Source organism: Pseudomonas sp. ADAK18 (assembly GCF_012935695.1).
Lineage (GTDB): Bacteria > Pseudomonadota > Gammaproteobacteria > Pseudomonadales > Pseudomonadaceae > Aquipseudomonas.
This window is the reverse complement of the sequence record NZ_CP052859.1, coordinates 1,886,904-1,913,325: the sequence shown is the minus strand read 5'-3', so window position 1 is coordinate 1,913,325 and position 26,422 is coordinate 1,886,904. Positions and strand designations below refer to the sequence as shown.

Annotated in this window: 17 protein-coding genes; 12 read left to right on the top strand and 5 right to left on the bottom strand. The window is 61.6% G+C overall.

Annotation, left to right across the window (positions count from 1 at the left end; genetic code table 11):
- Positions 1-49 precede the first annotated feature (49 nt).
- Positions 50-4,909, bottom strand: a complete 4,860-nt coding sequence (locus tag HKK55_RS08625) for an NAD-glutamate dehydrogenase (RefSeq protein WP_169354261.1) — start codon at positions 4,907-4,909, stop codon at positions 50-52.
- A 468-nt stretch (positions 4,910-5,377) separates the two neighbouring features.
- Between HKK55_RS08625 and HKK55_RS08620 the strand changes: the two genes are divergently transcribed.
- The 11 genes from HKK55_RS08620 to HKK55_RS08570 all read left to right on the top strand — a co-directional run bounded on the left by HKK55_RS08620 (position 5,378) and on the right by HKK55_RS08570 (position 19,098).
- Positions 5,378-5,731: a hypothetical protein gene (locus HKK55_RS08620; RefSeq protein ID WP_169354260.1), complete on the top strand. Its 354-nt coding sequence runs from the start codon at positions 5,378-5,380 to the stop codon at positions 5,729-5,731.
- 249 nt (positions 5,732-5,980) lie between these two features.
- The gene (locus tag HKK55_RS08615; protein ID WP_003218556.1) at positions 5,981-6,940 is read left to right on the top strand and encodes a MoxR family ATPase; all 960 of its coding nucleotides are present in this window, start codon (positions 5,981-5,983) and stop codon (positions 6,938-6,940) included.
- 5 nt (positions 6,941-6,945) lie between these two features.
- Complete coding sequence (locus HKK55_RS08610) at positions 6,946-7,878, top strand: DUF58 domain-containing protein (RefSeq protein WP_169354259.1); 933 nt, start codon at positions 6,946-6,948, stop codon at positions 7,876-7,878.
- Entirely contained in the window at positions 7,875-8,369 is a 495-nt protein-coding gene (locus tag HKK55_RS08605; RefSeq protein ID WP_169354258.1) for a DUF4381 domain-containing protein, read from the top strand. Before HKK55_RS08610 ends, HKK55_RS08605 begins: the two co-directional genes overlap by 4 nt.
- Positions 8,362-9,450, top strand: coding sequence for a VWA domain-containing protein (locus HKK55_RS08600; RefSeq protein WP_169354257.1), 1,089 nt, complete (start codon positions 8,362-8,364; stop codon positions 9,448-9,450). Before HKK55_RS08605 ends, HKK55_RS08600 begins: the two co-directional genes overlap by 8 nt.
- The gene (locus tag HKK55_RS08595) at positions 9,447-11,183 is read left to right on the top strand and encodes a VWA domain-containing protein (protein ID WP_169354256.1); all 1,737 of its coding nucleotides are present in this window, start codon (positions 9,447-9,449) and stop codon (positions 11,181-11,183) included. The genes HKK55_RS08600 and HKK55_RS08595 overlap by 4 nt, the downstream gene beginning before the upstream one ends.
- Positions 11,180-12,820, top strand: coding sequence for a BatD family protein (locus HKK55_RS08590; RefSeq protein ID WP_169354255.1), 1,641 nt, complete (start codon positions 11,180-11,182; stop codon positions 12,818-12,820). The genes HKK55_RS08595 and HKK55_RS08590 overlap by 4 nt, the downstream gene beginning before the upstream one ends.
- Positions 12,821-13,177: 357 nt before the next feature.
- A complete protein-coding gene (locus HKK55_RS08585; RefSeq protein WP_169354254.1) occupies positions 13,178-13,477 on the top strand; it encodes a DUF3077 domain-containing protein in 300 nt (99 codons plus the stop codon).
- Positions 13,478-13,619: 142 nt separating this feature from the next.
- Positions 13,620-14,861, top strand: coding sequence for an exonuclease SbcCD subunit D C-terminal domain-containing protein (locus tag HKK55_RS08580; protein ID WP_169354253.1), 1,242 nt, complete (start codon positions 13,620-13,622; stop codon positions 14,859-14,861).
- Positions 14,858-18,496, top strand: coding sequence for an AAA family ATPase (locus tag HKK55_RS08575; RefSeq protein WP_169354252.1), 3,639 nt, complete (start codon positions 14,858-14,860; stop codon positions 18,494-18,496). Before HKK55_RS08580 ends, HKK55_RS08575 begins: the two co-directional genes overlap by 4 nt.
- On the top strand, positions 18,493-19,098 hold the full coding sequence (locus HKK55_RS08570; RefSeq protein ID WP_169354251.1) for a glutathione S-transferase: 606 nt from the start codon (positions 18,493-18,495) through the stop codon (positions 19,096-19,098). Before HKK55_RS08575 ends, HKK55_RS08570 begins: the two co-directional genes overlap by 4 nt.
- Before the next feature lie 143 nt (positions 19,099-19,241).
- Here the strand turns inward: HKK55_RS08570 and HKK55_RS08565 are convergent, their stop codons facing one another.
- The 4 genes from HKK55_RS08565 to HKK55_RS08550 form a co-directional block, all read right to left on the bottom strand.
- Complete coding sequence (locus HKK55_RS08565) at positions 19,242-19,448, bottom strand: hypothetical protein (protein WP_169354250.1); 207 nt, start codon at positions 19,446-19,448, stop codon at positions 19,242-19,244.
- A 61-nt stretch (positions 19,449-19,509) separates the two neighbouring features.
- Complete coding sequence (locus tag HKK55_RS08560; RefSeq protein WP_169354249.1) at positions 19,510-19,689, bottom strand: hypothetical protein; 180 nt, start codon at positions 19,687-19,689, stop codon at positions 19,510-19,512.
- A 155-nt stretch (positions 19,690-19,844) separates the two neighbouring features.
- The gene (locus HKK55_RS08555; RefSeq protein WP_169354248.1) at positions 19,845-21,020 is read right to left on the bottom strand and encodes a lactonase family protein; all 1,176 of its coding nucleotides are present in this window, start codon (positions 21,018-21,020) and stop codon (positions 19,845-19,847) included.
- Positions 21,007-21,297: a DUF5629 family protein gene (locus HKK55_RS08550; protein ID WP_169354247.1), complete on the bottom strand. Its 291-nt coding sequence runs from the start codon at positions 21,295-21,297 to the stop codon at positions 21,007-21,009. Before HKK55_RS08550 ends, HKK55_RS08555 begins: the two co-directional genes overlap by 14 nt.
- Positions 21,298-21,447: 150 nt before the next feature.
- On the opposite strand from HKK55_RS08550, the gene HKK55_RS08545 reads away from it, so the two are divergent.
- Positions 21,448-26,322, top strand: coding sequence for a DUF6543 domain-containing protein (locus HKK55_RS08545; protein WP_169354246.1), 4,875 nt, complete (start codon positions 21,448-21,450; stop codon positions 26,320-26,322).
- Positions 26,323-26,422: the final 100 nt, after the last annotated feature.

The following is a 26,422-nucleotide window of genomic DNA, read 5'->3' as shown; positions in this document are numbered from 1 at the left end:
CCCGTATCTCGCGATACGGGGCTTTTGTTTTAACGCTCAATCAAGGCTGTTACAGCACCGACTGACCGCTCAACGCCAGGTCCAGCAGTTCACGGTTGGCCACCGCATACATGGCGTAGTCCGTGCCGACCGCAGCACGAATCTCCACCATCATCGCGCGCCAGCGCTCGACCATGTCCAGGTTCTGCTCCAGCCACAGGGCCACGCGGGCTTCCATGTCTGCAGGCGCATCGGCCAATTGCAGAACCTTGATGGTGATCGCCCGTTGCTGCCAGTCCACGTCGTCGCGGAAGGCTTCGCGGGCCTGGGCCTGCCAGTTGTTGCCCACCGGCAGATCGCTGATCTGCTGCAGGTACCACGGCAAGTCCAGGGCGCTGCCGACGGCGAAGTAAGCCTTCGCTACATCAGCGGCACTCTGACCCGTCACGTCAGCGGCTTCGATGATCGGCAACAGGGTGTACAGGTGGGTAGTGCCTGCAACCATGCGCGCCAACAACTCAGGCACACCGGCTTCGACATACGCCTGGTAACGGTTCTGCCAGCCTTCACGGGTCGGGCCTTCCAGCAGCTCGTCAAGCTTGAGACCCAACGCGGCCAGATGCGGGCCGAAGTGTGCGACGTCGCGAGCAGCATCTTGCTCGTTACGACGGCTGCGCAGGAACCAACGCGTGGCACGACGGCCCAGGCGCATCAGCTCATCCATCAGTTCCAGTTGCACTTGCGCGGAGACCTGGTGATCCAGGGCTTCGATCTGGCGGAACCAGTGCGGGAGATGGAAGATGTCACGCACGATCACGTAAGCGCCGGCCACGTTCGCCGGGCTCATGCCGGTGGACTCTTTGAGCCGTTGAACGAAGGTGATGCCCATGTGGTTGACCAGATCGTTAGCGATCTGGGTGCTGACGATCTCGCGCTTCAGACGATGGCGACGCATGGCTTCGGAAAACTTGGCCACCAGGGTCGGCGGGAACGCGGTTTCCATGTCACGGGTCAGGTAGGCATCATCCGGTACCAGGGATTTGAGCAGTGCTTCCTTGAGGTCGATCTTGCTGTAGGAGATCAACACCGACAGCTCCGGACGGGTCAGGCCCTTGCCGGTGGCAGCACGCTCATTGAGCTGCTCTTCCGAAGGCAGGTACTCGATGGCGCGGTCCAGCTTGCCCCGGCCTTCCAGGTCGCTCATCAGGCGCTTGTACTCGGCTGCTCGCTCGTAGGCTTTGCGGGCGGCCAGGGACAACGCCTGGGTCTGCTTGTAGTTGTTGCCCAACACCAGGCTGCCGACTTCGTCGGTCATGCTCGCCAGCAACTGGTTACGTTGCTTGTCGGTCATGTCGCCAGCCTGCACCACTTCGTTGAGCAGGATCTTGATGTTCACTTCGTGGTCGGAGCAGTCCACACCACCAGCGTTGTCGATGAAGTCAGTGTTGGAACCGCCCCCATTGAGGCCGAATTCCACACGCCCCAGCTGGGTCATGCCGAGGTTACCGCCCTCGCCCACAACCTTGCAGCGCAGCTCGTTGCCGTTGACACGCAGGGCGTCGTTGGCCTTGTCGCCGACATCGGCGTGGCTTTCAGTGCTGGCCTTGACGTAGGTACCGATACCGCCGTTCCACAACAGGTCCACCGGTGCCTTGAGCAAGGCGTTCAGCAGTTCGGTCGGGGTCAGCTTGTCGGCCTGGATATCGAAGCGCTCTTTCATCTGCGCCGAGATGGCAATGCTCTTCGCGCTACGCGAGAAGATACCGCCGCCTTCGGACATGATGCTGGTGTCGTAGTCGGTCCAGGCCGAACGCGGCAAATCGAACAGGCGTTGGCGTTCAACGAAGCTGTTGGCAGGCGTCGGGTTTGGATCGATGAAGATATGCAGGTGGTTGAAGGCTGCGACCAGTTGCAGCTTGTCGGACATCAACAGGCCGTTACCGAACACGTCGCCGGCCATGTCGCCGACACCGACCACAGTGATGCTGTCTTCCTGGACGTTGATGTCGCGCTCACGGAAGTGGCGCTGTACACCGACCCACGCGCCCTTGGCGGTGATGCCCATTTTCTTGTGGTCGTAACCCGCCGAACCACCGGAGGCAAACGCATCACCCAGCCAGAAGCCGTAGTCGATGGCGATGCCGTTGGCGATGTCGGAGAAGGTCGCGGTGCCTTTGTCGGCGGCCACTACCAGGTACGGGTCATCGTCGTCGTGGCGCACCACGTTCAACGGTGGCACCAGGGCACCGTCTTTCAGGTTGTCGGTGATGTCCAACAAGCCGGAAATGAAGATGCGGTAGCAGGCGATGCCCTCGGCCGCGATCTCGTCCCGGCTGCCGCCCAATGGCAGGCGACGGGGCAGGAAACCGCCCTTGGCGCCAACCGGTACGATGACCGAGTTCTTAACCTGCTGGGCTTTTACCAGGCCCAGGACTTCGGTACGGAAGTCTTCTTCACGGTCAGACCAGCGCAGACCGCCGCGAGCGACGTTACCGAAACGCAGGTGCACGCCTTCAACCCGTGGCGAGTAGACGAAGATTTCAAACTTCGGCACCGGTTTTGGCAGTTCAGGAATCGCGTGCGGGTTGAACTTGAAGCTGAAGTACGACTTGTTCTGACCGTTGGCATCTGCCTGGTAGAAGTTAGTGCGCAGGGTCGCTTTGATCAGATCCAGGTAGCGACGCAGGATGCGGTCTTCGTTGAGCACCTGAACGTCGTCCAGAGCGGTCAGAATCGCTTGTTCCAGGCGTTGCTGCTTGTCTTCCAGATCTTCGGCGGTGAGCTTGCGCGCCAGGTAGAAGCGAGTCTTGAACAACCGGGTCAACTCGCGAGCGATGTCGGTGTGGTTGTTCAGCGTGCTGGCGATGTAACCCAGGTCGAAGCCCAGGCGAATCTGCTTCAGGTAGCGAGCGTAGGCACGCAGCAGCGCGACGTCGCGCCATGGCAGGCCGGCGGTCAGCACCAGGCGGTTGAACGCATCGTTTTCGGCATCGCCGTTGACGATGTGGACGAACGCGTCCTGCAGGGTGTCGTTGAGCTGCTGGATGTCGAGGTTCAGGCCTTCGGCAGCAGTGAACGCGAAGTCATGGATCCAGAACTCGCGGCCATTGGAATGACGCAGGCGATACGGGAATTCACCCAGAACCCGCAGGCCGAGGTTTTCCAGGATCGGCAGCACGTCGGACAGCGCCAGCGGCGTGTCAGCGTGGTAGAGCTTGCAGTGCAACTCTTGCTGGCCGGTCACATGACCCAGCGGCTGATAGAAGCTCATCACCAGCGGCTTGGCTTCGGTCAGGTTCAGCAGGTGTTGCATGTCGACCACGGCCGAGTGCGCAGCGAAGCGCTCGCGGTAGCCGGCCGGGAAGCCTTTCGGGAAGTCCGCGAGCACGTTGGTGCCGTGGGCTTCGCCGAAGCTTTCGACGACGAGGCTGGCGTAGTCGTCCTGCCAACTGCGGCAGGCCTGTACCACTTCTTTTTCCAGCAGCAGCGGGTCGATGTCCAGGCGGTTCTTCGGGTCAACCCGCAGAATCAGTTGCACACGGGCCAGTACGGACTCGGAGAAGAAGGTCCAGAATTCGCAGTCCGAGGCTTTCAGGCGATCCATCAGCACTTGCTGGATCTTCTGGCGCACTTCGGTGGAATAGATGTCGCGCGGTACGTAGGCCAGGCAGTAGCAGAAGCGACCGTACGGGTCTTTGCGCAGGAACACGCGGATCTTGTTGCGTTCCTGGATCTGCACAATCGACATCACAGTGCTGAACAGTTCGTCGACCGGAGTCTGGAACAGATCGTCACGCGGCAGTACTTCGACCACCTGAGCCAGTTCCTTGCCCAGGTGAGCCTTGGCCTGGAAGCCCGAACGACGTTCGATTTCCGCGACCTTGCGACGGATGTACGGGATTACCCGCACGCTCTCGCCGTACACCGAAGAGGTGTAGAGGCCCATGAAACGGCATTCCTTGATGACCTTGCCGTCGGCGTCAATCTGGCGGATCGACACATAGTCCGGGTAGGCCGGACGGTGTACGCGGCTCGGGTGCGCAGCCTTGGCGAACGACAGCACAGTCGGTTCGCGCAGGTAGTTGACGGCGTAGTCTTCAATGCGCAGGTCCTCAAAGGTGAGGCCGGCGCGTAGCAGCTTGGTCAGACCGAGGAAGGAGTTGGCGTCATATTCGATATGACCGCCATCCTGCTCGTCACGTACCACGAATTCTTCATAGCCGAGGAAGGTGAAGTGGTTGCCCACCAGCCATTCCAGGAAGCTCTTGATCTCGGCTTTTTCTTCGCCGTCGATGCTGAACTGGCTGGCGTCGATACCGGCCAGCAGGTCCTGGACCTTGGCTTTCATCGGCTCGAAATCGGCAACGGCGACGCGCACTTCGCCCAGTACCTGCTCAAGTTCCTTGCTCAGGACATTCAGCTCGGCGGCGTTGGCGCAGCGGTCGATTTCCAGGTACATCAGCGACTCTTGCTGAATGTCATCGCCCTGAGTGCCCTTGGGCAGGATTTCCAGCAGCTCGCCCTTCTTGCCACGACGCACGCTGAGTACGGTGGTTTGCAGGGTGTGGATGCTGTAGCCACGGCGGTTCAACTCGGTGCGCACCGAATCCACCAGGAACGGCAGGTCGTGGTGCAGCACTTCGACAGCCGTGTGGGTCGACTGCCAGCCGTGACGTTCGTAATCGGGGTTGTAGACCCGCACTTGCGGTTGATTGTGATCAAAGCGCTCAAGCAGGCGCCAGGCAGACAGGGTGCAACCGGCCAGGTCGGACAAGCGACGCTGTGTCAGTTCATCCAGGGAAATAATGCCGAAGAATTGCTCAGCGAACAGCGCCACTTGTGGCAGTGCCTGTTCACTGATGTGCTGCGCCAGTGCCGCTTGCAGTTGATGCTGGAAGTCGGCTTTGCTGGCTGCGGTGAAGAACGCCATCTGTGGTACTCCGCTCGGGCTTGTTATTGATGGAAGCGTCGCGTGTTATCCCCTTGCGGGGAGACCGTCAGCTCTGTTCGGGGTCTACCATAACGAATTCAGAGTGACAGGTGGGTGAAGCTGGACAAGACAACGAGGTCACATACAACTTCCATAAGATGAGCCGCTGGCCGGGCGACGGTACGACGGGCAGGTCAGACTCCTGGCAGGCGCTCATCCGTTGCGCAGCTTAACGAGTGTAGGAAGGCAACTGCTTGCGGCGCTGCGACATATTCAGTCAACGGCACGCTGCTGACGGGTTGCGACTTGGGCAACCTGCCGTTTACGGGTGGATTTGCGCCTTGCGAGTACCGGAAATGACCGAGATGCCCACCCAAGTCACACCGAGCCTCTGACACAGAATGAAGCACAAAATTCGCTGCAATGGCACAATTGTCACGCCGCGCCCTCTCCCAGACAGGATTTTCCATGCAACTGACCACCGCCCACCTGATCGTCAACCCTTGCGATGACGAAGAAGACAACATGGCCATGCTCTGCTGCCACGGCGACAAGGGCGAGATGTTCATGGTCACTCGTTACCCCGATGAGGACGAGGTGGAAATCACTTGGGATTACGAGCCGTCGACCCTGGACGGGCTGAAGATCACCCTGAGCGCCACGAAGCTGCTGGTGGAGATTGCCGCGACGGACGCGGATGCGTTGGGTGGCAGTGATCATCTGGAGATCATTCACAGCACCGACAAGTCAGATTTGGCTGAAGTGCAAGAGACCTTGCAGAACATTCTCAAGGGTACCGGGACTTACATCAGCGAACTGTGATCCTGTAGCCGCTGCCGAGGCACAAGGCTGCGATATGGGCCGCAGGACCACCGCCGGGGGCCGCTTCGCAGCCCATCACAGCCTCGTGCCTCGGCAGCGGCTACACAGCAGCAACGGACAATTCCCACAAAATCCAAAAAATACCCCGCGCGCCGTTAGTCGCCAGCCCCCCCAATGCATTAAAGTAAGGCCCCCAGGCTCTGGCATTTTTCACAATGCCCAGGCTCATCTTTCCAGGAACCGTCATCGATGGAACATCGTGAAGCGCTGCTCGCGCTGCGAACCTTTCTTTCAACGCAGATCCTCGGCCAGGAAAAACTTATCGAGCGCCTGCTCATCGCCCTGCTTGCCGATGGCCATATGCTGGTTGAAGGCGCTCCCGGCCTGGCCAAGACCAAGGCCATCAAGGAGCTTGCCGAAGGGATCGAAGCACAGTTCCATCGTATCCAGTTCACTCCCGACCTGCTGCCTGCCGACATCACCGGTACCGAGATCTACCGCCCGGAAACCGGCAGCTTCGTGTTCCAGCAAGGGCCGATCTTCCACAACCTGGTGCTGGCGGACGAAATCAACCGGGCCCCGGCCAAGGTTCAGTCAGCCTTGCTTGAAGCCATGGCCGAGCGCCAGGTCAGTGTCGGGCGCAGTACCTATGAACTGTCGCCACTGTTCCTGGTAATGGCCACGCAAAACCCGATCGAACAGGAAGGCACCTATCCCCTGCCCGAAGCCCAGCTCGACCGGTTCCTGATGCACGTCAAGATCGGCTTCCCCGACGCCGCCGTCGAACGCCGCATCCTGCAACAGGCGCGTGGCGAAGCCCTCAACGGCGAGACCAAGCCCGAACGCCGGGTCAGCCAGCAAGCGATCTTCGCCGCACGCAAGGAAATCCTCGGCTTGTACATGGCCGATGCGGTGGAGGAATACCTGGTGCAACTGGTCATGGCCACCCGCACCCCGGCCAAGTTCGATCCGGAAATGGCCGAGTGGATTGCCTATGGCGCAAGCCCCCGGGGCTCGATTGCCCTCGACCGCTGCGCCCGGGCCCACGCCTGGCTGGCCGGTCGCGACTTTGTCAGCCCGGAAGATATCCAGGCGGTGCTGTTCGACGTGCTGCGCCACCGGATCATTCTGTCGTTCGAGGCCGAAGCGGCCGGTATTGACCAGGACCGCGTGGTGCAACGCATTCTCGACGTCGTAGCCGTCGCTTGAGCCCCATGAACGCCAGCGATGGAGTCCGTGTCACCCTGAGCGAATTGATCGAGATGCGTCATCGCGTACGGGAAGTACAACTTTTTTCTACGCCAAGCCAACGCAGCCCGCTGATTGGCCTGCACCACTCGAAACTGCGAGGTCGCGGCGTCGACTTCGATCAGGTGCGGGTGTACCAGGCCGGCGACGACGTGCGCACCATCGACTGGCGCGTCACTGCCCGCACCCAGGAGCCCCACACGAAGCTGTTCCACGAAGAACGAGAACGCCCGATCTTCATCATGGTGGAGCAAAGCTGCCGGTTGTTTTTCGGCTCGGGGCTGATGTTCAAATCGGTGCTGGCGGCCCAGGCCGCTAGCCTGATCGGCTGGGCCGCGCTGGGGCATAACGACCGCGTCGGCGGGTTGGTGTTCGGTGACAACGAGCACTACGAAATCAAGCCGCGACGCAGCAAGCAAAGCCTGCTGCAATTGCTCAACCGGTTGGTGCGGGTCAACCAGAGCCTGAATACCGAAAGCAAGCCGGAACCCGATGCCCTTGGCATGGCGTTGCGACGCGGCCGGGAAGTCTTGCGCCCCGGCAGCCTGGCGATCGTGATTTGCGATGAACGCGCCCTGACCGACGGCGCCGAACAGCAACTGAGTCTTTTGTCACGCCATTGCGACTTGCTGCTGTTGCCGGTGTCCGATCCGCTGGACCATGCCCTGCCAGCCGCCGGGCTACTGCGGTTCGCCGAACGCGGCGCGCAGTTGGAGATCGACACCCTGAATTTCGACCTGCGCCAGGCCTATAAAGCCCAGGCCGACGAGCGTAGTGCGCGCTGGGAGTTGCTCGCGCAGAAGCTGCGGATATTGCTCATGCCCTTGAGTACCCAGAGCGAAATGGTCGAGCAACTGCGCGAATACCTCAATCCGCAACGTCCGGCCAAAAAGCAATGAGCAGCCTCGACCAATTGCAACCGCTGATCGCACCTCCAGCCATCGGTTTCTGGCCGCCGGCGCCTGGCTGGTGGCTATTGTTGCTGCTCATCCCCCTGCTTGTCTGGGGCCTGTGGTCGTTGCGCCGCTTCCTCCCGGCCAAGCGCCCCGTGGCCCGCGCCGAACAACCGCTGGACCCGCTGCGAGTTGCCGCCCTCGCGGAACTGGCACTGATGCCCAAGCCCTACGACGGTGCGCCGGCCGGCGCCTGGTTGCAGCAACTCAACGGACTGCTCAAGCGCCTGTGCCGCAACGACTACCCTTATAGCCAGAGCCACACCCTCAACGGTCGCAAATGGCTGGCCTTCCTCGACAACCGTTGCCCGGCTGCCGGTCTAACCCGCTGGATGGTGCTGGTGGAAGGCGCCTACAAGCCCGAATGCAAGCTCGATGACAAGGCCATCGCCGGCCTGACCCAGGCCGTCGACACCTGGATTCGCAAACATGTTTGAGTTCGCCTGGCCGTGGATCTTCGCCCTGTTGCCCCTACCGTGGGTGATGCGGATGCTCCTGCCCGTCGCCGACAGCGGCGAGCCCGCCTTGAAGGTCAGCTTCCTCGGCGACCTGGAAGGCCTTGCGCGCCGCCGTGCCCGGGCCAACCTGCCAGGCTGGCGTCAACAAGCGCCGTTCGTGGTGTTGTGGTTGCTGCTGTTGACCGCCGCCGCCCGCCCGGAATGGCTGGGTGAACCCCTGCCAATTGCCGCCAGCGGCCGTGACTTATTGGTGGCGGTCGATGTGTCCGGCTCCATGGATTTCCCCGACATGCAATGGCAGGACGAAGACGTCAGCCGCCTGACGTTGGTCAAGCACCTGCTGGGGGATTTTCTCGAAGGCCGCGAAGGTGATCGAGTCGGCCTGATCCTCTTCGGCAGCCAGGCCTATCTACAAGCACCATTGACCTTCGACCGCCATACCGTGCGTACCTGGCTGGATGAAGCGCGAATTGGCATCGCCGGCAAAAACACCGCCATTGGCGATGCCATCGGCCTGGCCTTGAAACGCCTGCGCCAGCGTCCCGCGCAAAGCCGGGTGCTGATCCTGGTGACCGACGGCGCCAACAACGGTGGCGAAATCGACCCGTTGACCGCCGCACGCCTGGCCGCCGAAGAAGGCGTGAAAATCTACCCTATCGGCATCGGTGCCGATCCGGAGCAAACCGGTTCCCTGGGCATGCTCGGTCTCAATCCGAGCCTGGATCTCGACGAACCGGCCCTCAAGGCACTCGCCGAGGCCACAGGCGGACGCTACTTCCGTGCCCGCGACGGCAAGGAACTGCAAGCCGTCAAGGAAACCCTCGATCAGCTGGAACCCGTGGCCCAACAACCGACCCAGGCGCGCCCGGCCCAGGCGCTCTATAGCGGGCCGTTGGCCCTGGCGCTGATCCTGAGCATGTTGCTGGTGATCCAGGAACGCTGGCCGAACAACGCCCTGCAACGCCTCTTCAACAAAATCTCCAGCAAGGGCCACTTTCTGCAACAGCACCCCGAATGGCGCCAACGCCTCAAACGCCTGCGCTTGCGGAGGCGTCGATGATTGCCCTGTGGCCTCATTGGTTCCGTCCCTGGTGGCTGTTGCTGCTGCCGCTGCTCGGCTGGCTGCTGTGGCATCTGTGGCACCGACAAAAGCGCGCCGGGCGTTGGCAGATGATTCTGCCGCCGGCGTTTCACGCGGCGCTGCTCAGTGGCGGCAATGGTCGGGAAAGTAAATCGCCGTGGGTGGTCCTTGGCCTCGCCTGGCTGCTGTGCGTGCTGGCATTACTCGGCCCTAGCTGGCAACGCGTTGAGCAGAACAGCCAGAAACCTGCCGATCCGCTGGTGGTATTGCTGGAGCTGACCCCGGAAATGCTCGCCACCGACAGCCCGCCCAATCGCCTGGAACAGGCGCGGCGCAAACTGCACGACTTGCTCCAGGCCCGCAGCGATTCGCAGACCGCCATCGTCGTCTACGCCGGCAGCGCCCACACCCTGGTGCCGCTCTCGGATGACCTGGCCACCAGCGGTAACCTGCTTGAAGCCTTGCGCCCCTCGATCATGCCCGAGGCCGGCCACCGCGCCGACCTGGCCGTAGAAAAGGCCCTGTCACTGCTCAAACAAGGTGGACTCGGCCAGGGCCGTTTGTTGTTGATCGGCTCATCGTTGTCCAAACAAGAGCGCCAAGGTATCCGCCTGCTGCTGGGAGACCAAGCGCCAAGCCTGTCGATCCTTGGCATTGGCAGTCGCGAAGGCACGCCGGTGACTCAAGAAAGCGGCGAGTTCCTCAAGGACGACCAGGGCGCAATCCTGGTACCACGCCTGGACAGCCCAACCCTCAAGGCTTTCGCCAGCGAGATGGGCGGTCGCTACCGCCAGGCCCGGCTGGACGACAAGGACCTGCGCAGCCTCGGTCTGCTGGACGGCCCGCAAAGCCTGCGCAACGACGGCCAACGGTTACAGCTGGACACCTGGGCCGACCAGGGTTATTGGCTGCTGTTACCGTTGCTGCTACTCGCTGCCTGCGCCGGTCGTCGGGGCTGGCTGTTCTGCCTGCCGTTGTTGCTATTGATCGCCCCGCAACCGAGCTACGCCTTCGACGTTCAGGACCTGTGGCTACGCCCGGACCAGCAAGGCCAATACCTGCTCAAGAAAAAACGCCCTGGGGAAGCCGCCGAACGCTTCGAAAACCCGCAATGGCAAGGTGTTGCCCTGTATGAAGCCGGCAACTATGCCGAAGCCGCCAAGCGCTTTGCCGAAGGCAACGATGCCTATTCCCACTACAATCGCGGTAATGCCCTGGCCAAGGCCGGTGAACTGGAAGCGGCGATAGACGCCTATGAACAAGCCCTGGAAGCCCAGCCGGATTTGCAACCGGCCCTGAAAAACAAAACCCTGGTGGAAAGCCTGCTGCAGGAAGAACCGGAACCGGAACCCGCCAAACCGCCCAAGAAGGAGGATGACGAAACCACCCAACCCGGCCAGACTGCACAACCGGGCACCAGCGGCCAGACCGCCCCCAGTGGCGAGCAGACGCCACAGGGCCAGGGCCAGCCGGGCACCGCCGAGACGCAAACCGGCGCCACGCCGCACGCGGGCGGCAACGAGGTACCCGGCAGCGAACTGGGGGATGAGCAGACCACCACGCCCCCCCTGCGCGGGGCGAATGCCAGCCTCGACGGCGAACACCGCCAGGCCCTGGAACAGTGGCTGCGACAGATCCCGGACAACCCCGGCGAGCTGCTGCGACGTAAATTCTGGTACGAACAGCAACAACATCAGGACAAGACTCGATGAGCCGCTGCACCGCCCTTCTCCTCACCCTCACACTGTGGGCCTGCCATGCCCAGGCCGCGGACCTGGTTGCCAGCGTCGACCGCAGCCGCATCAACTCCGGGGAGACGGTGGAACTGACCGTGGAATCCAATGACGTCACGCAGTTCGGCAAACCCGACCTGGCGCCCCTGGACCCGACGTTCGAAGTACGCGGCACACGCCAGATCAACCAACTCACCACCCTGGGCGGCGACAATCACGCCACCACCCGCTGGATCATTACGTTACTGCCCAAGGAGAACGGCACAGTAGTGATTCCGTCGCTGCAGTTGGGAGCGCTCAAGAGCCAGCCGATCACCCTGCAAGTCATCGAAACCGCCAGCCAGGACACCAACACCCAACTGGCGCCGGTATTCATCGAGGCCAACCTCGACCAAGACACGGTCTATGTCCAGGCCCAGGCCTTGCTGACCGTGCGGGTCTACCATTCGGTGTCGCTGTACGACGACAGCAGCCTGACGCCGTTGCAGATTCCAGACACCCGCATCGAACAGCTCGGAGAATCGCGCAACTACGAGAAAGTCATCAACGGCATTCGCCATGGCGTGATCGAAATGCGCTACGGCATCTATCCGCAACGCAGCGGCCCGCTGGTGATTCCGGCACAGGTCTTCAGTGCGACCCTGGTGGAACCGCGCCCCGCCCAGGACAGCAATCCGCAAGGCCCGAAACCCGGCAAGCTGTTGCATGTCAGCTCCACGGAGCTGCTCCTGACAGTCAAGGCCAAGCCCGCCCTGTACCCGGCGGATGCCCCTTGGCTGCCGGCCCGCAGCCTGAGCCTGAGTGAAAGCTGGAACCCGGAACCGGATCACGTCCAGGTGGGCGACTCCGTGACCCGCAGCCTGACCCTCAAGGCCGAAGGGCTGGCCAGCGCCCAATTGCCACCGCTGCCGAACACCGAGGTTGCAGGCCTGCGCCGCTACCCGGACCAACCGGTATTGAGCAACCAGAACAGCGATCGCGGCGTGATCGGCAGCCGCGAAGACCGTGAAGCGCTGGTGCCCAACCGCGCCGGCACCGTGGAACTGCCGGCGGTGGAAGTCGTGTGGTGGAACACCCATGAAGACCATCTGGAACGTACCCATTTGCCGGCCCGCACCCTGCAGGTGGCGAACAACCCAAGCCTGGTGGTAGACACCCCCGCCATGCCGACGGTGATCACCGCACCGGACTCCGACAGCCTGTGGATCTGGCAGCTCACCAGCCTGATCCTGGCCTGCACGACCCTGCTGGGCTTCGGCCTGTGGTGGCGCGCGCGCTGGCAGCCAGCGATCCTGCGGGCAGCGCAGACCGGGCCGAGTCCGCGTACGTTGCTGGATGATCTCAAGCGTGCAAGCCAGGCGAATGACCCTCAGGCGACGCGTCAGGCGCTGGATGCGTGGGCACGCCAGCAACCGGAAACCCTGGCGGAAATGGCGGCGCGGTTTGTGCCGTTGTCGGATGCGCTGGATGGGTTGAATGGAGCGCTCTATAGCGAGGCGGGGCAGTACTGGCAGGGTGAAGAGTTGTGGCGGGCGGTGAAGGCGATTCCGATGGCTGAGAACACACAAGACCCGGTCACGGATAACACCAGCTTGCCGCCGCTGTATCCCAAGTAACCGAAACATTCCTGACACCACACTTGATTTACATCGTCTGATCGACATGCATTGTTAAAGGCCAGCAATCCATATCCCTTTAATTTGCAGGACGTTTCCTAGACAATCCCACGGCCTTGCGCCTGCTCAGTCCACTGGCTAGCCTTCGCTCCGTCGCTGCACATCAGCGATCGGGTGTGAGATCCCGTGAACTTGTAGGCGCCACGAGCAACATGCTCTATGGCGGCTGTGTGCGGGCAGACTTCGGTCTGGCCGGGTGCTCCTACTAATCCGGTATCTCACCCCGCACATAGCTGCCACCTTTTGACGTGTGAGATCGGCAAAAGAATGGCTCCAAACCCAGTAGGTACTTCATTTATGAACAAAATCGTCCCCGACCCACCCCGCTTCACCCCCGACCGCGAAACCCTTGACCGCACCCTGCGCCACTACCTGCACCCCGCCTCGCCGCCGTCCTTCACCGTGCACCATGACCTCAGCTTCGAAGACGCCCTCGCCCAGATCTGCGACCTGCTGCACTGCGCAGCCGCCACCGCAGCCAGCACAACCGAAGGGCTGACCGGCGATCATCGCCATATGGCAGCCTCCACCGAACACCTGATCGAGATGGCCAAAACCCTGGCCGACCGAGCGTTGGGTTGCCTGAACACCGCGTAACCCCTGTGGGAGGGGGCTTGCTCCCGATAGCGGTGTGTCAGCCAGCTTATCTGTAACTGATCCGCCGCCATCGGGAGCAAGCCCCCTCCCACAGGTTTGCAGGTAAACTCCCCTCCTTTTCATCTTCTTCACGGAGTTCGCCTTGCGTCTGTTCCACACCTCCGACTGGCACCTGGGCCAAAACCTCCACGGCCAGGAACGCGACTTCGAACACGCCTGTTTCCTCGACTGGCTGCTGGGCCAACTCAAGCTGCACTGCCCCGATGTGCTGCTGATCGCTGGGGATATCTTCGATACGGTCAACCCGCCGCTCAAGGCCCAGGAGCGTCTGTACGACTTCATCATCAGCGCCCACGAACAAAACCCAGCGCTGACCATTGTGATGATCGCCGGCAACCACGACTCCGGCTCGCGGATCGAACTGCCCGCGCCGTTGATGCGCCGTTTGCGCACCCATGCGCTGGGACGGGTGTTGTGGCTGGACGACGGCCAACTGGACGTCGAACGTCTGCTGATCCCATTGCCCGACAAGACCGGCGCCGTGACCGGCTGGTGCCTGGCCCTGCCCTTCCTGCGCCCGGCCGAAGTCACCGGCTCGCAGTTGGGGGATGACTACTTGCGCGGCATTGGCCAAGTGCATGAATGGCTGATCGCCGCGGCCAACGCCAAACGCGAGCCGGGCCAGGCGCTGATTGCCATCAGCCACGCGCACATGGCCGGTGGCTCGGTGTCGGAAGACTCCGAGCGCAGCCTGATCATCGGCAATGCCGAAGCACTCCCCGCCAGTCTGTTCGATGCCAGTGTCAGTTATGTCGCCCTTGGCCACTTGCACAAACCCCAGCGGGTCAATGGCGAAGAACGCATTCGTTACTGCGGCTCGCCGATTCCACTGTCGTTCTCCGAAATCGGCTATCAGCACCAGATCCTCGATGTGCAGCTGGACGGCGAAACCCTGGTCAGCGTCGAGTCCCGGCTGATTCCCCGCGCGGTCAATCTGCAACGCTTGGAAGCCGCGCCTCTGGCCGACATCCTCAAGCAATTGGCCGACTTGCCCGATATCGACCTGCTGGCCGAAACCCAGCGCCAACCCTGGCTGGAAGTGCGGGTACGCCTCGACGAGCCGCAACCCGACCTGCGCCAACAAGTGGAAAACGCCCTGCAAGGCAAGGCCGTGCGCCTGGTGCGCATCGCGGCCGAATATGCGGGCAGTGGCAATCGCGAACACAGTGATGAAGATCGTCTGGTCGAACTCGACCAGCTCACTCCCCAGGAGTTGTTCAGCCGAGCCTGGCAGGAAAGCTACGGCAATGACGTGGACAAACAGACCCTGAAGGATTTCGCCGTGCTGCTCCAGGAAGTGCAACAGGAGGATGAACAGCCATGAAGATCCTCGCCATTCGCTTGAAAAACCTTGCCTCCCTGGCCGGACCGTTCGAGATCGACTTTACCGCCGAACCCTTGGCCAGCGCCGGGCTGTTTGCGATTACCGGGCCCACGGGCGCCGGTAAAAGTACCTTGCTCGATGCCCTGTGCCTGGCGCTGTTTGGCGCGGTGCCGCGCCTGGGCGACACCGGCCAGGCGAAGATGCCCGATGCCGACAGCGATATTTCCATTGGCGACCCGCGCACGCTGATTCGTCGCGGCACCGGCGGTGGTTATGCCGAGGTGGATTTTGTCGGCGTCAGCGGCCGTCGCTATCGCGCGCGCTGGGAAGCCAACCGTGCCCGGGACAAGGCCAGCGGCAAGCTGCAAAACAGCCGCCAGAGCTTGATTGATCTCGACAGCGAGCAACTGCTGGCCAGCCAGAAAACCGAATACAAGACCCAGCTGGAACTGGCCCTGGGCCTGAACTTCGAGCAGTTCACCCGTGCGGTATTGCTCGCGCAAAGTGAGTTCAGCGCGTTCCTCAAGGCCAATGACAACGAGCGCAGTGAGCTACTGGAAAAGCTCACCGACACTGCGCTCTACACCCAACTGGGCCGCCGCGCCTTCGACAAGGCCAAAGACGCCAAGGAAGCCCACAAGCTGCTGCAAGACCAGGCCACCGGCGTCACGCCGCTGCCTGCCGAGGCACGCGCTGAACTGGATCAACAGTTAAGCGAGGCCCAGCAACAGCTCAAGACCCAACAAGCCCAACTCAAGCAGCTTGAACTCCAGCACACGTGGCTCAAGGAGCTGCGCGAGTGGCAGGAGCGTCAACAAAACGCGACTGAGCAACTGCAGCAGGCCCAGCAGGATTGGGATGGCCAGGCCCAGCAACGACTGGACCTGAGCCGCCTGGAACAATTGACGCCGCAACGTCATCACTTCTCACGCCAAGCTGAGCTGACCAGCCAGTTGCAACCCTTGGCCGCACAGATTCAGCAGCACCTTGAACAACAAGCCAGCCTGCATGTGCGTCGGGATCAACTGCAACTGCAGCAGACCGACGTGCAAGCAGCCCTCGCCCAAGCCCTGAAGCAGCAAGGCGATGCCGTGCCGTTGCTGCGCCAGGCCTTCGAGACGCAAAACACCCTCGCCCACTTGACCGAGGATCTGGCGAAACGCAGCGCGGAAAAACAACTCCACGAAAGCGCCTGCGTGGAAGGTCAAGCCACCTTGAATGGCTTACTGGACAAGCAAAAGCACGTCGCCGAACGCCTGCAACGGCTCGCCGCAGAACTTGAGCGCAGCGCCGCCCTCGCGCCCCTGAGCGATGCCTGGACCTACCAGCGTGAACGCCTGCAACAACTGATGTTGATTGGCAACCGCCTCAATAAAGGCCAGGCCGAACTGCCGCAATTGGAGCAACGAGCCACCCGCCTCAGCGAACAATGGACCGAGCAGCACAATACGCTGGACCTGCTGTATCACGAAGCCGGCGCCGAGCCCCACGCGGTAGCCGAGCAGATCCAGCTGCTGGGCAGCTTGCTGCAAGACAATCGCAAGCAACAACGCGCCCTTGAAGAGGTGGCCCGGCTGTGGAGCAGTTACCAAGGGTTGGAGAAACGGGCGAACGACTTGAGTGCCAAACAACAGGCAGCCAAGGAGCAACGCGAGGCGTTCAACCGAACAGGTATTCAAGCCAAGGCCGAGCTTGCCGTCGCGGAGCAAACCCTGACGGTCATCCAGCAACTGTTGGAGCGCCAACGCCTTGCCCGTGACGTCAACGTACAAACATTGCGCGAACAACTGGAGTCCGATCAACCCTGCCCAGTCTGCGGCAGTGTCGACCATCCGTATCACGCTTCCGACGTGCTGCTGAACAGCCTTGAACGTCACGACGAGGATGAAGTGGCCAACGCCCGCAAATCGGTGGATGTGCTAAAGGAAAAAGTAGATGCGCTGCGCACGGAGCTGGGCGAACTGATCGCCCAGCAAAAAGAGCTTTTACGCCAGCAACAAGAAGTGGCAACCGAACAACAGGCCTTGGCGCCGATCCTTGAGGCGCACCCGCAGTCCACTGCGCTGCTCAATCAGGACGCTACCCAGCGCAACGCCTGGCTGACCCAACAACTGAGCCAGCTCAACCAAAGCATCACCCAGGACGAACAGCGCCAAGGTGCGCTACTCAACCTGCAACAAAACGCCGGGCGCCTGCAGCAACAACTGCAAGCAGCCCAGGACGCCAGCCAGCAGGCGCGCCAACAACTGATCGACCAGCAACGAGAACTGGCCAACGACCGTGAGCGCCTGGACGAAGAGCTCAACGCCTTCGCCAGTCTCCTGCCTGCCCAAACGCTGGAAGGTCTGCGCAGCGAACCGGCGGCAACCTTCATGCTGCTCGACCAGCAAGTCAGTCAGCGCCTGGAGCAACTGGCACACCAGCGTGAAGAACTCACCGAGCAGCAACAGCGCCAGCAGGTTATCGAGAAAGAACAGGACCGCCAGCAACACCGCCAGCAACAACTGGAGCTGCTGCTACTGCAATTTACCGAGCTGACCGCGCGGCAACAGGCGGCCAAGGAACAACTCGCCGGGCTGTTGGGCCAATACTCCAGCGCCGAACACTGGCAGCAGCAGTTGGATCAGGCCGTCGAGCACGCTCGACAGAGCGAGACCCAGGCCAACCAGCAGTTGCAGGACACCCGCAACGAACTGATCCAACTGGCCGCCGACCTCAAGGCCCAACAGGAACGTCAACACGCCCTGGAAACCGAACAACAGGTGCTGAACAGCCGCATCAGCGAGTGGCGCGCTTTGCACCCGGAGCTGGACGATGATGGCCTGGCACGACTGCTGGCCATCGACGAGCCGCAATTGGGGCACCTTAGGCAACAGCTGCAATTGAGCGAAAAGGCCATCGAACAGGCCAAGGTCCTGTTGCAGGAGCGCGAACAGCGTCTCAAGGATCACCAGGCCCAGCACAATGGCAACCTCGACGTCGAGCAACTGGACAGCGCCTTGGCTGAACTCAACAGCCAGTTGGCCAGCGGCGAAAAACACTGTGCCGAACTGCGCGCGCAACAAGCCGAAGACCAACGTCGCCAGGACGCCAACCAGGCCTTGGCCGATCAGATCGCCAAGGCCTACGACGAGTGGCAGCGCTGGGCACGGCTCGACGTGCTGATCGGTTCGGCCACTGGCGACAAGTTCCGCAAATTCGCCCAGGCCTACAACCTCGACCTGCTGGTGCACCACGCCAACGTGCAACTGCGCCAACTGGTACGCCGCTACCGCCTCAAGCGCGGCGGCAGCATGCTCGGTTTGCTGGTGCTGGACACCGAAATGGGCGACGAAACCCGCTCGGTGCATTCGCTGTCCGGCGGCGAGACGTTCCTGGTGTCGCTGGCGTTGGCCTTGGGATTGGCGTCGATGGCGTCCAGTACCTTGAAGATCGAATCGCTGTTTATCGACGAAGGGTTTGGCAGCCTGGATCCCGAGTCGCTGCAACTGGCGATGGATGCTCTGGACGGCTTGCAGGCCCAAGGCCGCAAGGTAGCGGTGATTTCCCATGTGCAGGAAATGCATGAGCGGATCCCGGTGCAGATCCAGGTCAAGCGCCAGGGTAACGGCTTGAGCACCCTGGAGGTCAAATGAGCGGGGGCGTGTTGTACTCGTTTCGCCGCTGCCCCTACGCCATGCGGGCACGTATGGCCCTGCGGTATTCAGGGGCGGCGGTGCAGATTATCGAGGTCAGCCTCAAGGCCAAGCCCGCCGAAATGCTGGCGCTGTCGCCCAAGGGCACGGTGCCGGTATTAAGCGTGGATGGCCGGGTGATCGACGAAAGCCTGGCGATCATGCACTGGGCCTTGGCGCAGAATGATCCCGAGGATTGGTTGCTCAAGCATGACCCGGCGGCGCGGGCGCTGATGGCTGGGTTGCTTGAAGAGAACGATCAGGCATTCAAGCTGCACTTGAATCGCTACAAGTACGCCGAGCGCTACCCGGAGCAGCCGACGGAGCATTATCGGGCCGAGGGTGAAGTGTTTTTGCGCATGCTGGATGAGTTGCTGGCGGAGCGTAACTACTTACTCGCCGATCATTTGAGCCTGGCGGATGTGGCTATCGCACCGTTTGTGCGGCAGTTTGCCCATGTCGATCGGGAGTGGTTTGCGGGTACGTCGCATCGGCGCTTGCAGGCCTGGTTGCAGCGTTTTCTGGAGTCCGAGCTGTTTACAGGGGTCATGGAAAAACCGTAGCCGCTGCCGAGGTACGAGGCTGCGACCGGCTGCGTAGCAGTCGTAAACTTGGCGACTCGGTCTAAATGAAACACCTTGCTGAATGATTTTACGGCCGCTGCGCAGCCGATCGCAGCCTCGTACCTCGGCAGCGGCTACAGATATCAGAGCGCAGTAACTACGCTATGAACCACCCCACCCGTCTGCTGTGCCTGATGCTCAAACTGAACCCCCGGATACGCCACTTGAATCGGCGGCTGGGCGGCGGGTTGACTGAAGGTTGCAAGCGTCACCACCAAAACCATCGCGGCGTAGACGCCGATGGCGATGTAAGCGCCGTGTTTGGCTGAGGTCAAGAGGGCTCTGGCCATGGGATGCTCCTTAAACGTTGACACCGGGTCGATGCAGGACCAACCCCGTGCCAATTAACGCTCAGTGTTGAACCTTGTGGTCCAGAGCGGCATAGAAGTTGGCACTTTGTTGCAGGTACTTCTGGGTGTAGGCGCTGGTGTTGGATTTTTTGCTGCTGATTTCCACGTTGGCGCTGGCAGGCAGGACCACAGAGGCAGAAACAGCGGAAGCGGCGATGATCGAGAAGAGATTGAAGTTCATGTCGGTAACCCTTGTGTTCGGTTGGCTGGTTGGCCTGTGAAGGCCTTGAAGCAAACTTACGCCCGGGGGCTTACCGGTAGAAATTCATTGAAACAGTAGCTGTTATCACTGGCATTAATAGAAGGAGTCAGGCCCCGCGTTGCGGGGCCTGTGGCTTATTGCCGCACCAGAAACTTGAGGTCGCTGGGAGCATCAATCGGCAATGTCTGCACGGTTTTGCCCAACAGGCCGGTCTTGGCGTCGCGCTCGACCACCACGATCTGGTTGCTCTTCTGGTTGGCAATCAGCAGGAACTTGCCGCTCGGGTCCAAGGCGAACTCACGGGGATGATCGCCTTCCACGGAGCGCCGCTGGACCTCCTTCAACTGCGCGGTGGCAGGGTCGATGGCGAAGACCAGCATCTGGTTGGCGGTGCCGCGGTTGCTGACGTAGAGGAACTTGCCGTCGTTGGAGGCATGCAACGCCGCGCCGGCCTTGTCGGACACTGGTTGCCCGGCGGCGAAGTCCACCAGTTGGCGCTGGACCAGCTTACCGTCCTGATAGTCGAACACCGCGACCTGCGCGCTCATCTCAGTGGTCAGCCAGGCATGCTTGCCGTCGGCACTGAACAGCAGGTGGCGCGGGCCGCTGCCCGGGGGCAACTGCACGAAGGCTGGATCGGCTGGGGTCAGCGGCAGCTCGTGGTTGGCCTTGGAGTCGTAGTGGTAGACAAAAATCTTGTCCGCCCCCAGATCGTTGGCAAACACGTATTTGCCGTCCGGCGAGGACACCACCGAGTGCACATGGTTGGAGGCCTGGCGCTCAGGGTTGACCCGGCTGGCCGGGTGCCCGCTCAGTTGCACGGGCGGTGACAACTTGCCCTCGGCGTCCACCGGCAGGATCGCCAGGCTGCCGCCCGGATCTTCCAGCACCGAATAGTTGGCGACAAACAGGTAACGCCCATCGGCGGCCAGGCTGGAGTGGGTAGGCTCATTGCCCAGGCTTTGCACCTGGTTGATCAGCGTCAGTTGGTGATTGGCTGGATCAACACTGTAGCTGCTGACACGCCCCACCGGGTCCTTCTGGCCCGGACCGTTCTCATTGACCACGAACAGGCGTTTCTGGTCTTTGGACAAGGTCAGCCAGGACGGATTTTCCGTCTTGGCGGCCAGTACCGGTTTGCCGCTGAACTGACCGGTGCGGCTGTCGAACTGCAGGCGGTAGATCCCTTCGCTGGTGCCAGCGGTATAGGTGCCCACCAACAGTTCAAAGGTTTCGACCGGCGCGGCCTGCACCGACATCGCGCCGACACTGCCAGCCATCAGCAGCGGCCAGAATTTACGCATCATCATGCTCATCTTCCTCGTCGTTATTGTTGCCGGTGAAGGCGCTCATGCACACCAGGCGGTGTTCGCCTGAATCACCGGTGAGGGTCCAGCTTTTCAGCGTTTCGTCAAAGATCGCAGCCGCCACCTGTTCCAGCGTAAAAGACCAACGTTTCTCGGCCCGGCCGTCCATGCAGATGATCAGCAGTTTTTTATCATCGAAGGTGAAATCAAAGGCATGCAAGCCGTCAATTTCGAGCATGTCGCTGGTTTCAAGTTCAGTAGGCAGGCTGGAAACGGTCATCAGGATCATTCATCAAATAGGAAAACGCTGATGATAGGCCAATCCGCCGTGTGCGTCGTGTCGCGATAACGGGCTACCGCATCCGGCCAGCACAGGCTTGCCATTCTGAGGGGGAACTCAACCCTTTACTCCCACAGAACGGAAACCGTCATGCCGGAAGTCTCATCGGCCCAGTCGCCTGCGCCACTGCTTTTGCCCCATCACAGCGACACCCTGGCCCAGGCCATCGCCCATCAATTTGCCAGCCGCCCAACCTTGCGCCAAGTGGTCGCACAACAGCTGCGCGAGCGCATCCAGGAACACTACCCACCCCTGGCCCTGGATATGCGCACCCTCAAGCTGGCCACTCCCAACCAACGGGGCGGCTGGGACCTTAAGCTATTGATAGACGTTGCCCTCAGCTACCTGAGTACGGGCGCGGCCTTGAACCTGACCATCGCCATAGATGAACGCCGCTGCTTCCTTACCCAACAACCACCCGTGCGCGTGACCTATGAGGCAGACGGCCCCAGGGAGCCGGACATTGCCGTCATCGAAAACCTGATCGTGGAGTTGAGCCTCACCCTGCACATCAGTTTTCAGCAAGCACTGGCGGACTACTGGAACCTCAACGCCGACACCGGCGCCAGCCGCTGGCAATGGTTGGGTGACCTGCTGGCCGACAACCTGAACAGCACGGCAAGCCTGCTGCCGACCAGCCATTCCCACGCCCGCGACATGCTGTACGCCGTGACGCGCCAGCCTGACCGCCGCGAGCGCCAGACAGCACCCGGCGACAGGGTGCATGCGTACTGCCTGGAAGCCTGTGTGATCAATCAGGGCGTCAGCGCCCGCCTGCTGAGCACCGACATCCTGCTGGTGCAGGCTAGTCAGGTCTTGCTGTGCAAGGTTTCTGGCAGCGTCGAGGCCTTTGCTTCGATGGAGGCCTTCACCCTGGCCTGGGGCCAACGCCTGGAAAGCCAGTTGCTGGCCGACAGCATTTTGGTCAATCGCTATGAGCCCGACGGCAATCTTTTCGATACCCAGGCGGCCTTGCTGCTCAACCAACAACTGGACGACCTCGAAGCTATCCCGTTGCCCGCCACCGATGGCGTGCGTGCCCTTGAAGAACGCTTCGCCGAGGCCACCGACCCGGTGCCCGGGTTTCTCGACGCGCCCGTCCCCAACCCGACTCATCAGGCCCGCATCCAGGCGGCGTTGCCCCAATGGCTGCAAGCGGCCGCCGCCGACGACCGTTTTGCCTATCGCCAACGGTTGGTGGACCAGGCGCGCCTGCAACGGCAAACAGCCGGCGCCTCCTTTCTCGACGGCGTCGAGAACCTGCATGACTTCACCACCCGAACCTTGCGCGAGCAGATGCATCGTGACCATCCCGAATCGGCTGTAGACCCGGACAACCTGGAGCTGACCTTCCACGTGCCGGTGGGTGACCTGCATGGCGGTTACCTGTCCCCCGTGACCATGGGGCTGACCGAGCTTGCGATCAAGAATATGGCCGCCGCCCCTGTGGGCCGGATGACCCTGCGGGACACCTCGGGCGCCGCCGTGCCGGCCTGGATGACGCAAGACTATGTACTGGGGGAAAAAGGCCTGTTCCACAGCGCGCATGGGTTGATCAACCAAGTCGATATCGGCCGGCGCTACCCGGAGAAAATCCGCGAACTGCTGTTGGATGACAGCCGCGAGGCACGTCGCCGCGAGGCCCTGTTCGGCCAGGAGCTGGCGGTGCGCCTGCCCATGCAAGCCCTGGAGCACAAGGTCCGCGGACAGCAAGGCTTCACGTTCCAGGGCTATCGCTACGTCAAAGCCGTGTTGCACAGCAGCGCACCCGGCCGGGTGGTGGATAACCAGGACATTGTCATCCGCCCGCTGGCGTTCACCCGCACGCCCGGCGCCCTGCCGGATATCGCTGACAACATGTTCATCATCGAACCCCGCGATACCGATATCGGCCCGCTTATTCTCTACCGGCCGCTGTACAGCGATTCGCTGCAGCAATTCGCCACCCGCCAGGCGTTGTTCGAGGCCATCGCCCAGCCCGGCGCGCTGCAAGACAGCGTCCTGGACTGGCTATCGGATAAGGCCCGGCCGATCTACAACCATGATGGATTTCACAGCCCACATATCCTGCGCTTCGGCCTCGGCGACGAGACGGTGCAATGGCCCGCCCCGCCACCCGCCCAACTGGCGCAAGACGCCGATGGCGGCGAAATTCCGGGGGACCTGGCGCAGTCACTGGCTGCCGGCAACCTGACTCAGTACCTGTACGGCAGCAATGCCCGGGCTCTGGTGGACCTGGCGGACCGGGATTCGGTGTCCAATGCCGAAAGCCGCTGGGCAGTGCTGCTCGAAGGTGGTTGGTTGCTATTCAACGCGCTGTTGATGCCGCTGTTACAGGGCCCGGCGATGTGGGTAGGTTGGATGGCGCAACTGGCAACCAGCCTCCAGCACGACCTGGCCGCGCTGCACGGCGACGACGCCGTTGCTCGAGAACTGGCCTGGGTCGACGTGCTGCTTAACATCGGCCTGATTTTGTTGCACGTCTCCTCGCGAGGTGGCTCAGCCATCAAGCCGTCCTCGCGGACCGTCGAACCGCCGTTGCCGCGGACCCTCGCGGCGCTGCGTCGCCCACCTGGCGTCACCGCTGCCCATCCGGCGGCGCGGATCGAACAAGGGCCCGTCGGCCTGCCTGCCGAACCGCCCGCCAGCGATAAGACCCTGGTGGACTTTATCCACTCCAATGCCCGCGACGCCAGCCGCCGCCGCTTGCTGGACGCCCTGCGCGAATTGCATGTGCCTTGGCCAGTGCCGGCTCCCCTACCCCTGGAAATCGGCGAGTTCAAAGGCTTGTACCGCATCGACCAGACTTGGTATGCCTCGGTGGCAGGCTTACTGTTTCGCGTGGCTGTCGTGCCACGCTCGGGCGAGGTGTCCTTGGTTCACCCGCAAAAACTCCAGCACCCGGGTTTTCAGCTCACGCGCAACGCCAAAGGACAGTGGACGTTGGATCTTGGGCTTAAACTGCGGGGCGGTGGGCCGAAGAATCGGCTCAAGGCCAAGCTTGCGGAAATTGAAGAGAAGCGTAGCCAAGCCACGCATGAGATCAATCGGATAAGCGATGCACTCAGTGCCCAAATCAATCGCGTAGCACCTATCGGCGGAGCACTGGACGTCGCCCAGTTGCAATTCGAGAGCGCCCACAATGCGCTGGGAGTGGCCCATAAGAGGCTGCGCGCTACCCCCGATGATCCGACGCTGATCGCCGACCAAAACAGCAAAGTGGCCCAGCGGTCTCGAGCCAAGACCAACTTCCAGGTGCAGCAAGAACGCTTTGATCTAGCCGCCGCGGACTTGTCGCAACTGCGCCGCGAGCTGATCAAGGCCTTTGGCCAATTGAAAGAAGTCGACAATCGAATTGACTATGAGGGTCGATGTGTCGAGCAATACCTGTCCATCCTTGCCACCGACGAGATTCGGGTCAACCAACTGTCATCGCTGTACCTGGCGACATTCACCTCCGAGCAGGGCGAGTCGCTGATCGACCTGCACAATACCGCGCAAGATGTCGTGTCAATGCGCTATTTCTACGACCTTCTGGAAACCAATTTTGCCGTCTCCGAGCAGTATGCACAGACAATGATTGCCATCGAAAGCACGCTGGAAGAGATGGCTGGACACTTGAAAACCGGCCCGGCGCAACGCCTCAAGTACCTCAATGGCCACTCCAAGCGCAAGTACTACACCCGTTTCAATGCCACCCTGGAATCCGTGGATGTGCTGACCGATTTGAGCATCGACCAGACGATTCCGGCCACTACGCCCCAAGAGCAGTACTTCCTCGACCTCCACGAAAAACGCCTGTCCTCTCTGTCATCCCTGGAAGATTCGCACCTGGACTTGCAGACCACCGAAGGCTTCACCGCCGCCGAACGTAAGGCGGTGCTGAGCAACGTGATCAAGCATTACAACCGGCGCCTGCAGACTTACCAAAGCCTCGTGGAGCTGGAATCGCCAACAATTCGTTCGAAATACATGTCGCTGCTGGTCGAACGCCTGCACTTCGTGCGCGACAGTGCCGAGGCCGACCTGGCCGCCTTGTTGCGCGAAGACGAATTCCTCCCGTCCCAACCTACCCCATTAAAAGCAGTGCGAGCGCCGTCAAAAACCAAACGCGTATTCAAGGCCCGGGACAAGGGTGCCCTGGTCGGCGACCTGGAACCCGCGCAAGCCAGCACACCCTTTCCCACGATGGTCACGCGTAACCCGGTCACCCAACAGGTCAGCGGCCGCTTCATCGAGCATCCAGGCGAAGGTTGGGTCGAGATTGTCGAGGCGCCGCCGGTACAACCCGTCGAACGTGCCCAGGTGCCGTCACTGGCCGCCTTGCGTGCCCAAGGGCAACGTTTGATCGACGAAGTGGCCGCCATCGAGCGCTCCATCGAGTTCCAGAAAAAGAAACTCACCGACCCGACACGCCGTGAAGAACTCAACCCCCGTGACTGGCATGACATGCTGGCACAGCAAGCCGATCGCCTTGAAACCGTCGCCACTGAATTGGCCAGCCACCATCCGGACAAACCGGACATTCCACTGACCATGGAGCGCCTGCGCCAACGCGCCAATGAGTTGCGCGAACAAGGCATTCAACATTGCATCGAGGGTTACAAAGCGCAACGTCCGCGCCAGGAAAACATTGAGTTCCTGCGCACCCACGCCGCAGTCGATATCGGTCTGGTTCACCGCCCTCAGAGGACCGCTGCCAAGGACTACGTGTCGGAATTCGCCGTGCGCGAGAAAAACGCCCTCACGGTGCTGTGGTACGCCCATTTCCACTACAGCCGGGCCGATAGCCCGCCTGCCGAGTACACCGCCGCACACCTCAAGCGCCCCGAGCAGCGCTTTGAGACCTTCAAGACCCTGATCGAAAAAGCGGGGGCAGACAGCCGAAGCATCGTGCGCGACCTGTATCACCCCATCACCGCGCCACTGGATCAGCGACTGTTCCTCAGCCTGCTGCCCAACTAATCGGCCCCGCGTGACGGGTATCACTGTGGCCGCAATCCATTAATTTGCTCGCGAAAAACGCCCAGGCAACGCGTTCATTCAGAATGAGTACGTCATCGTT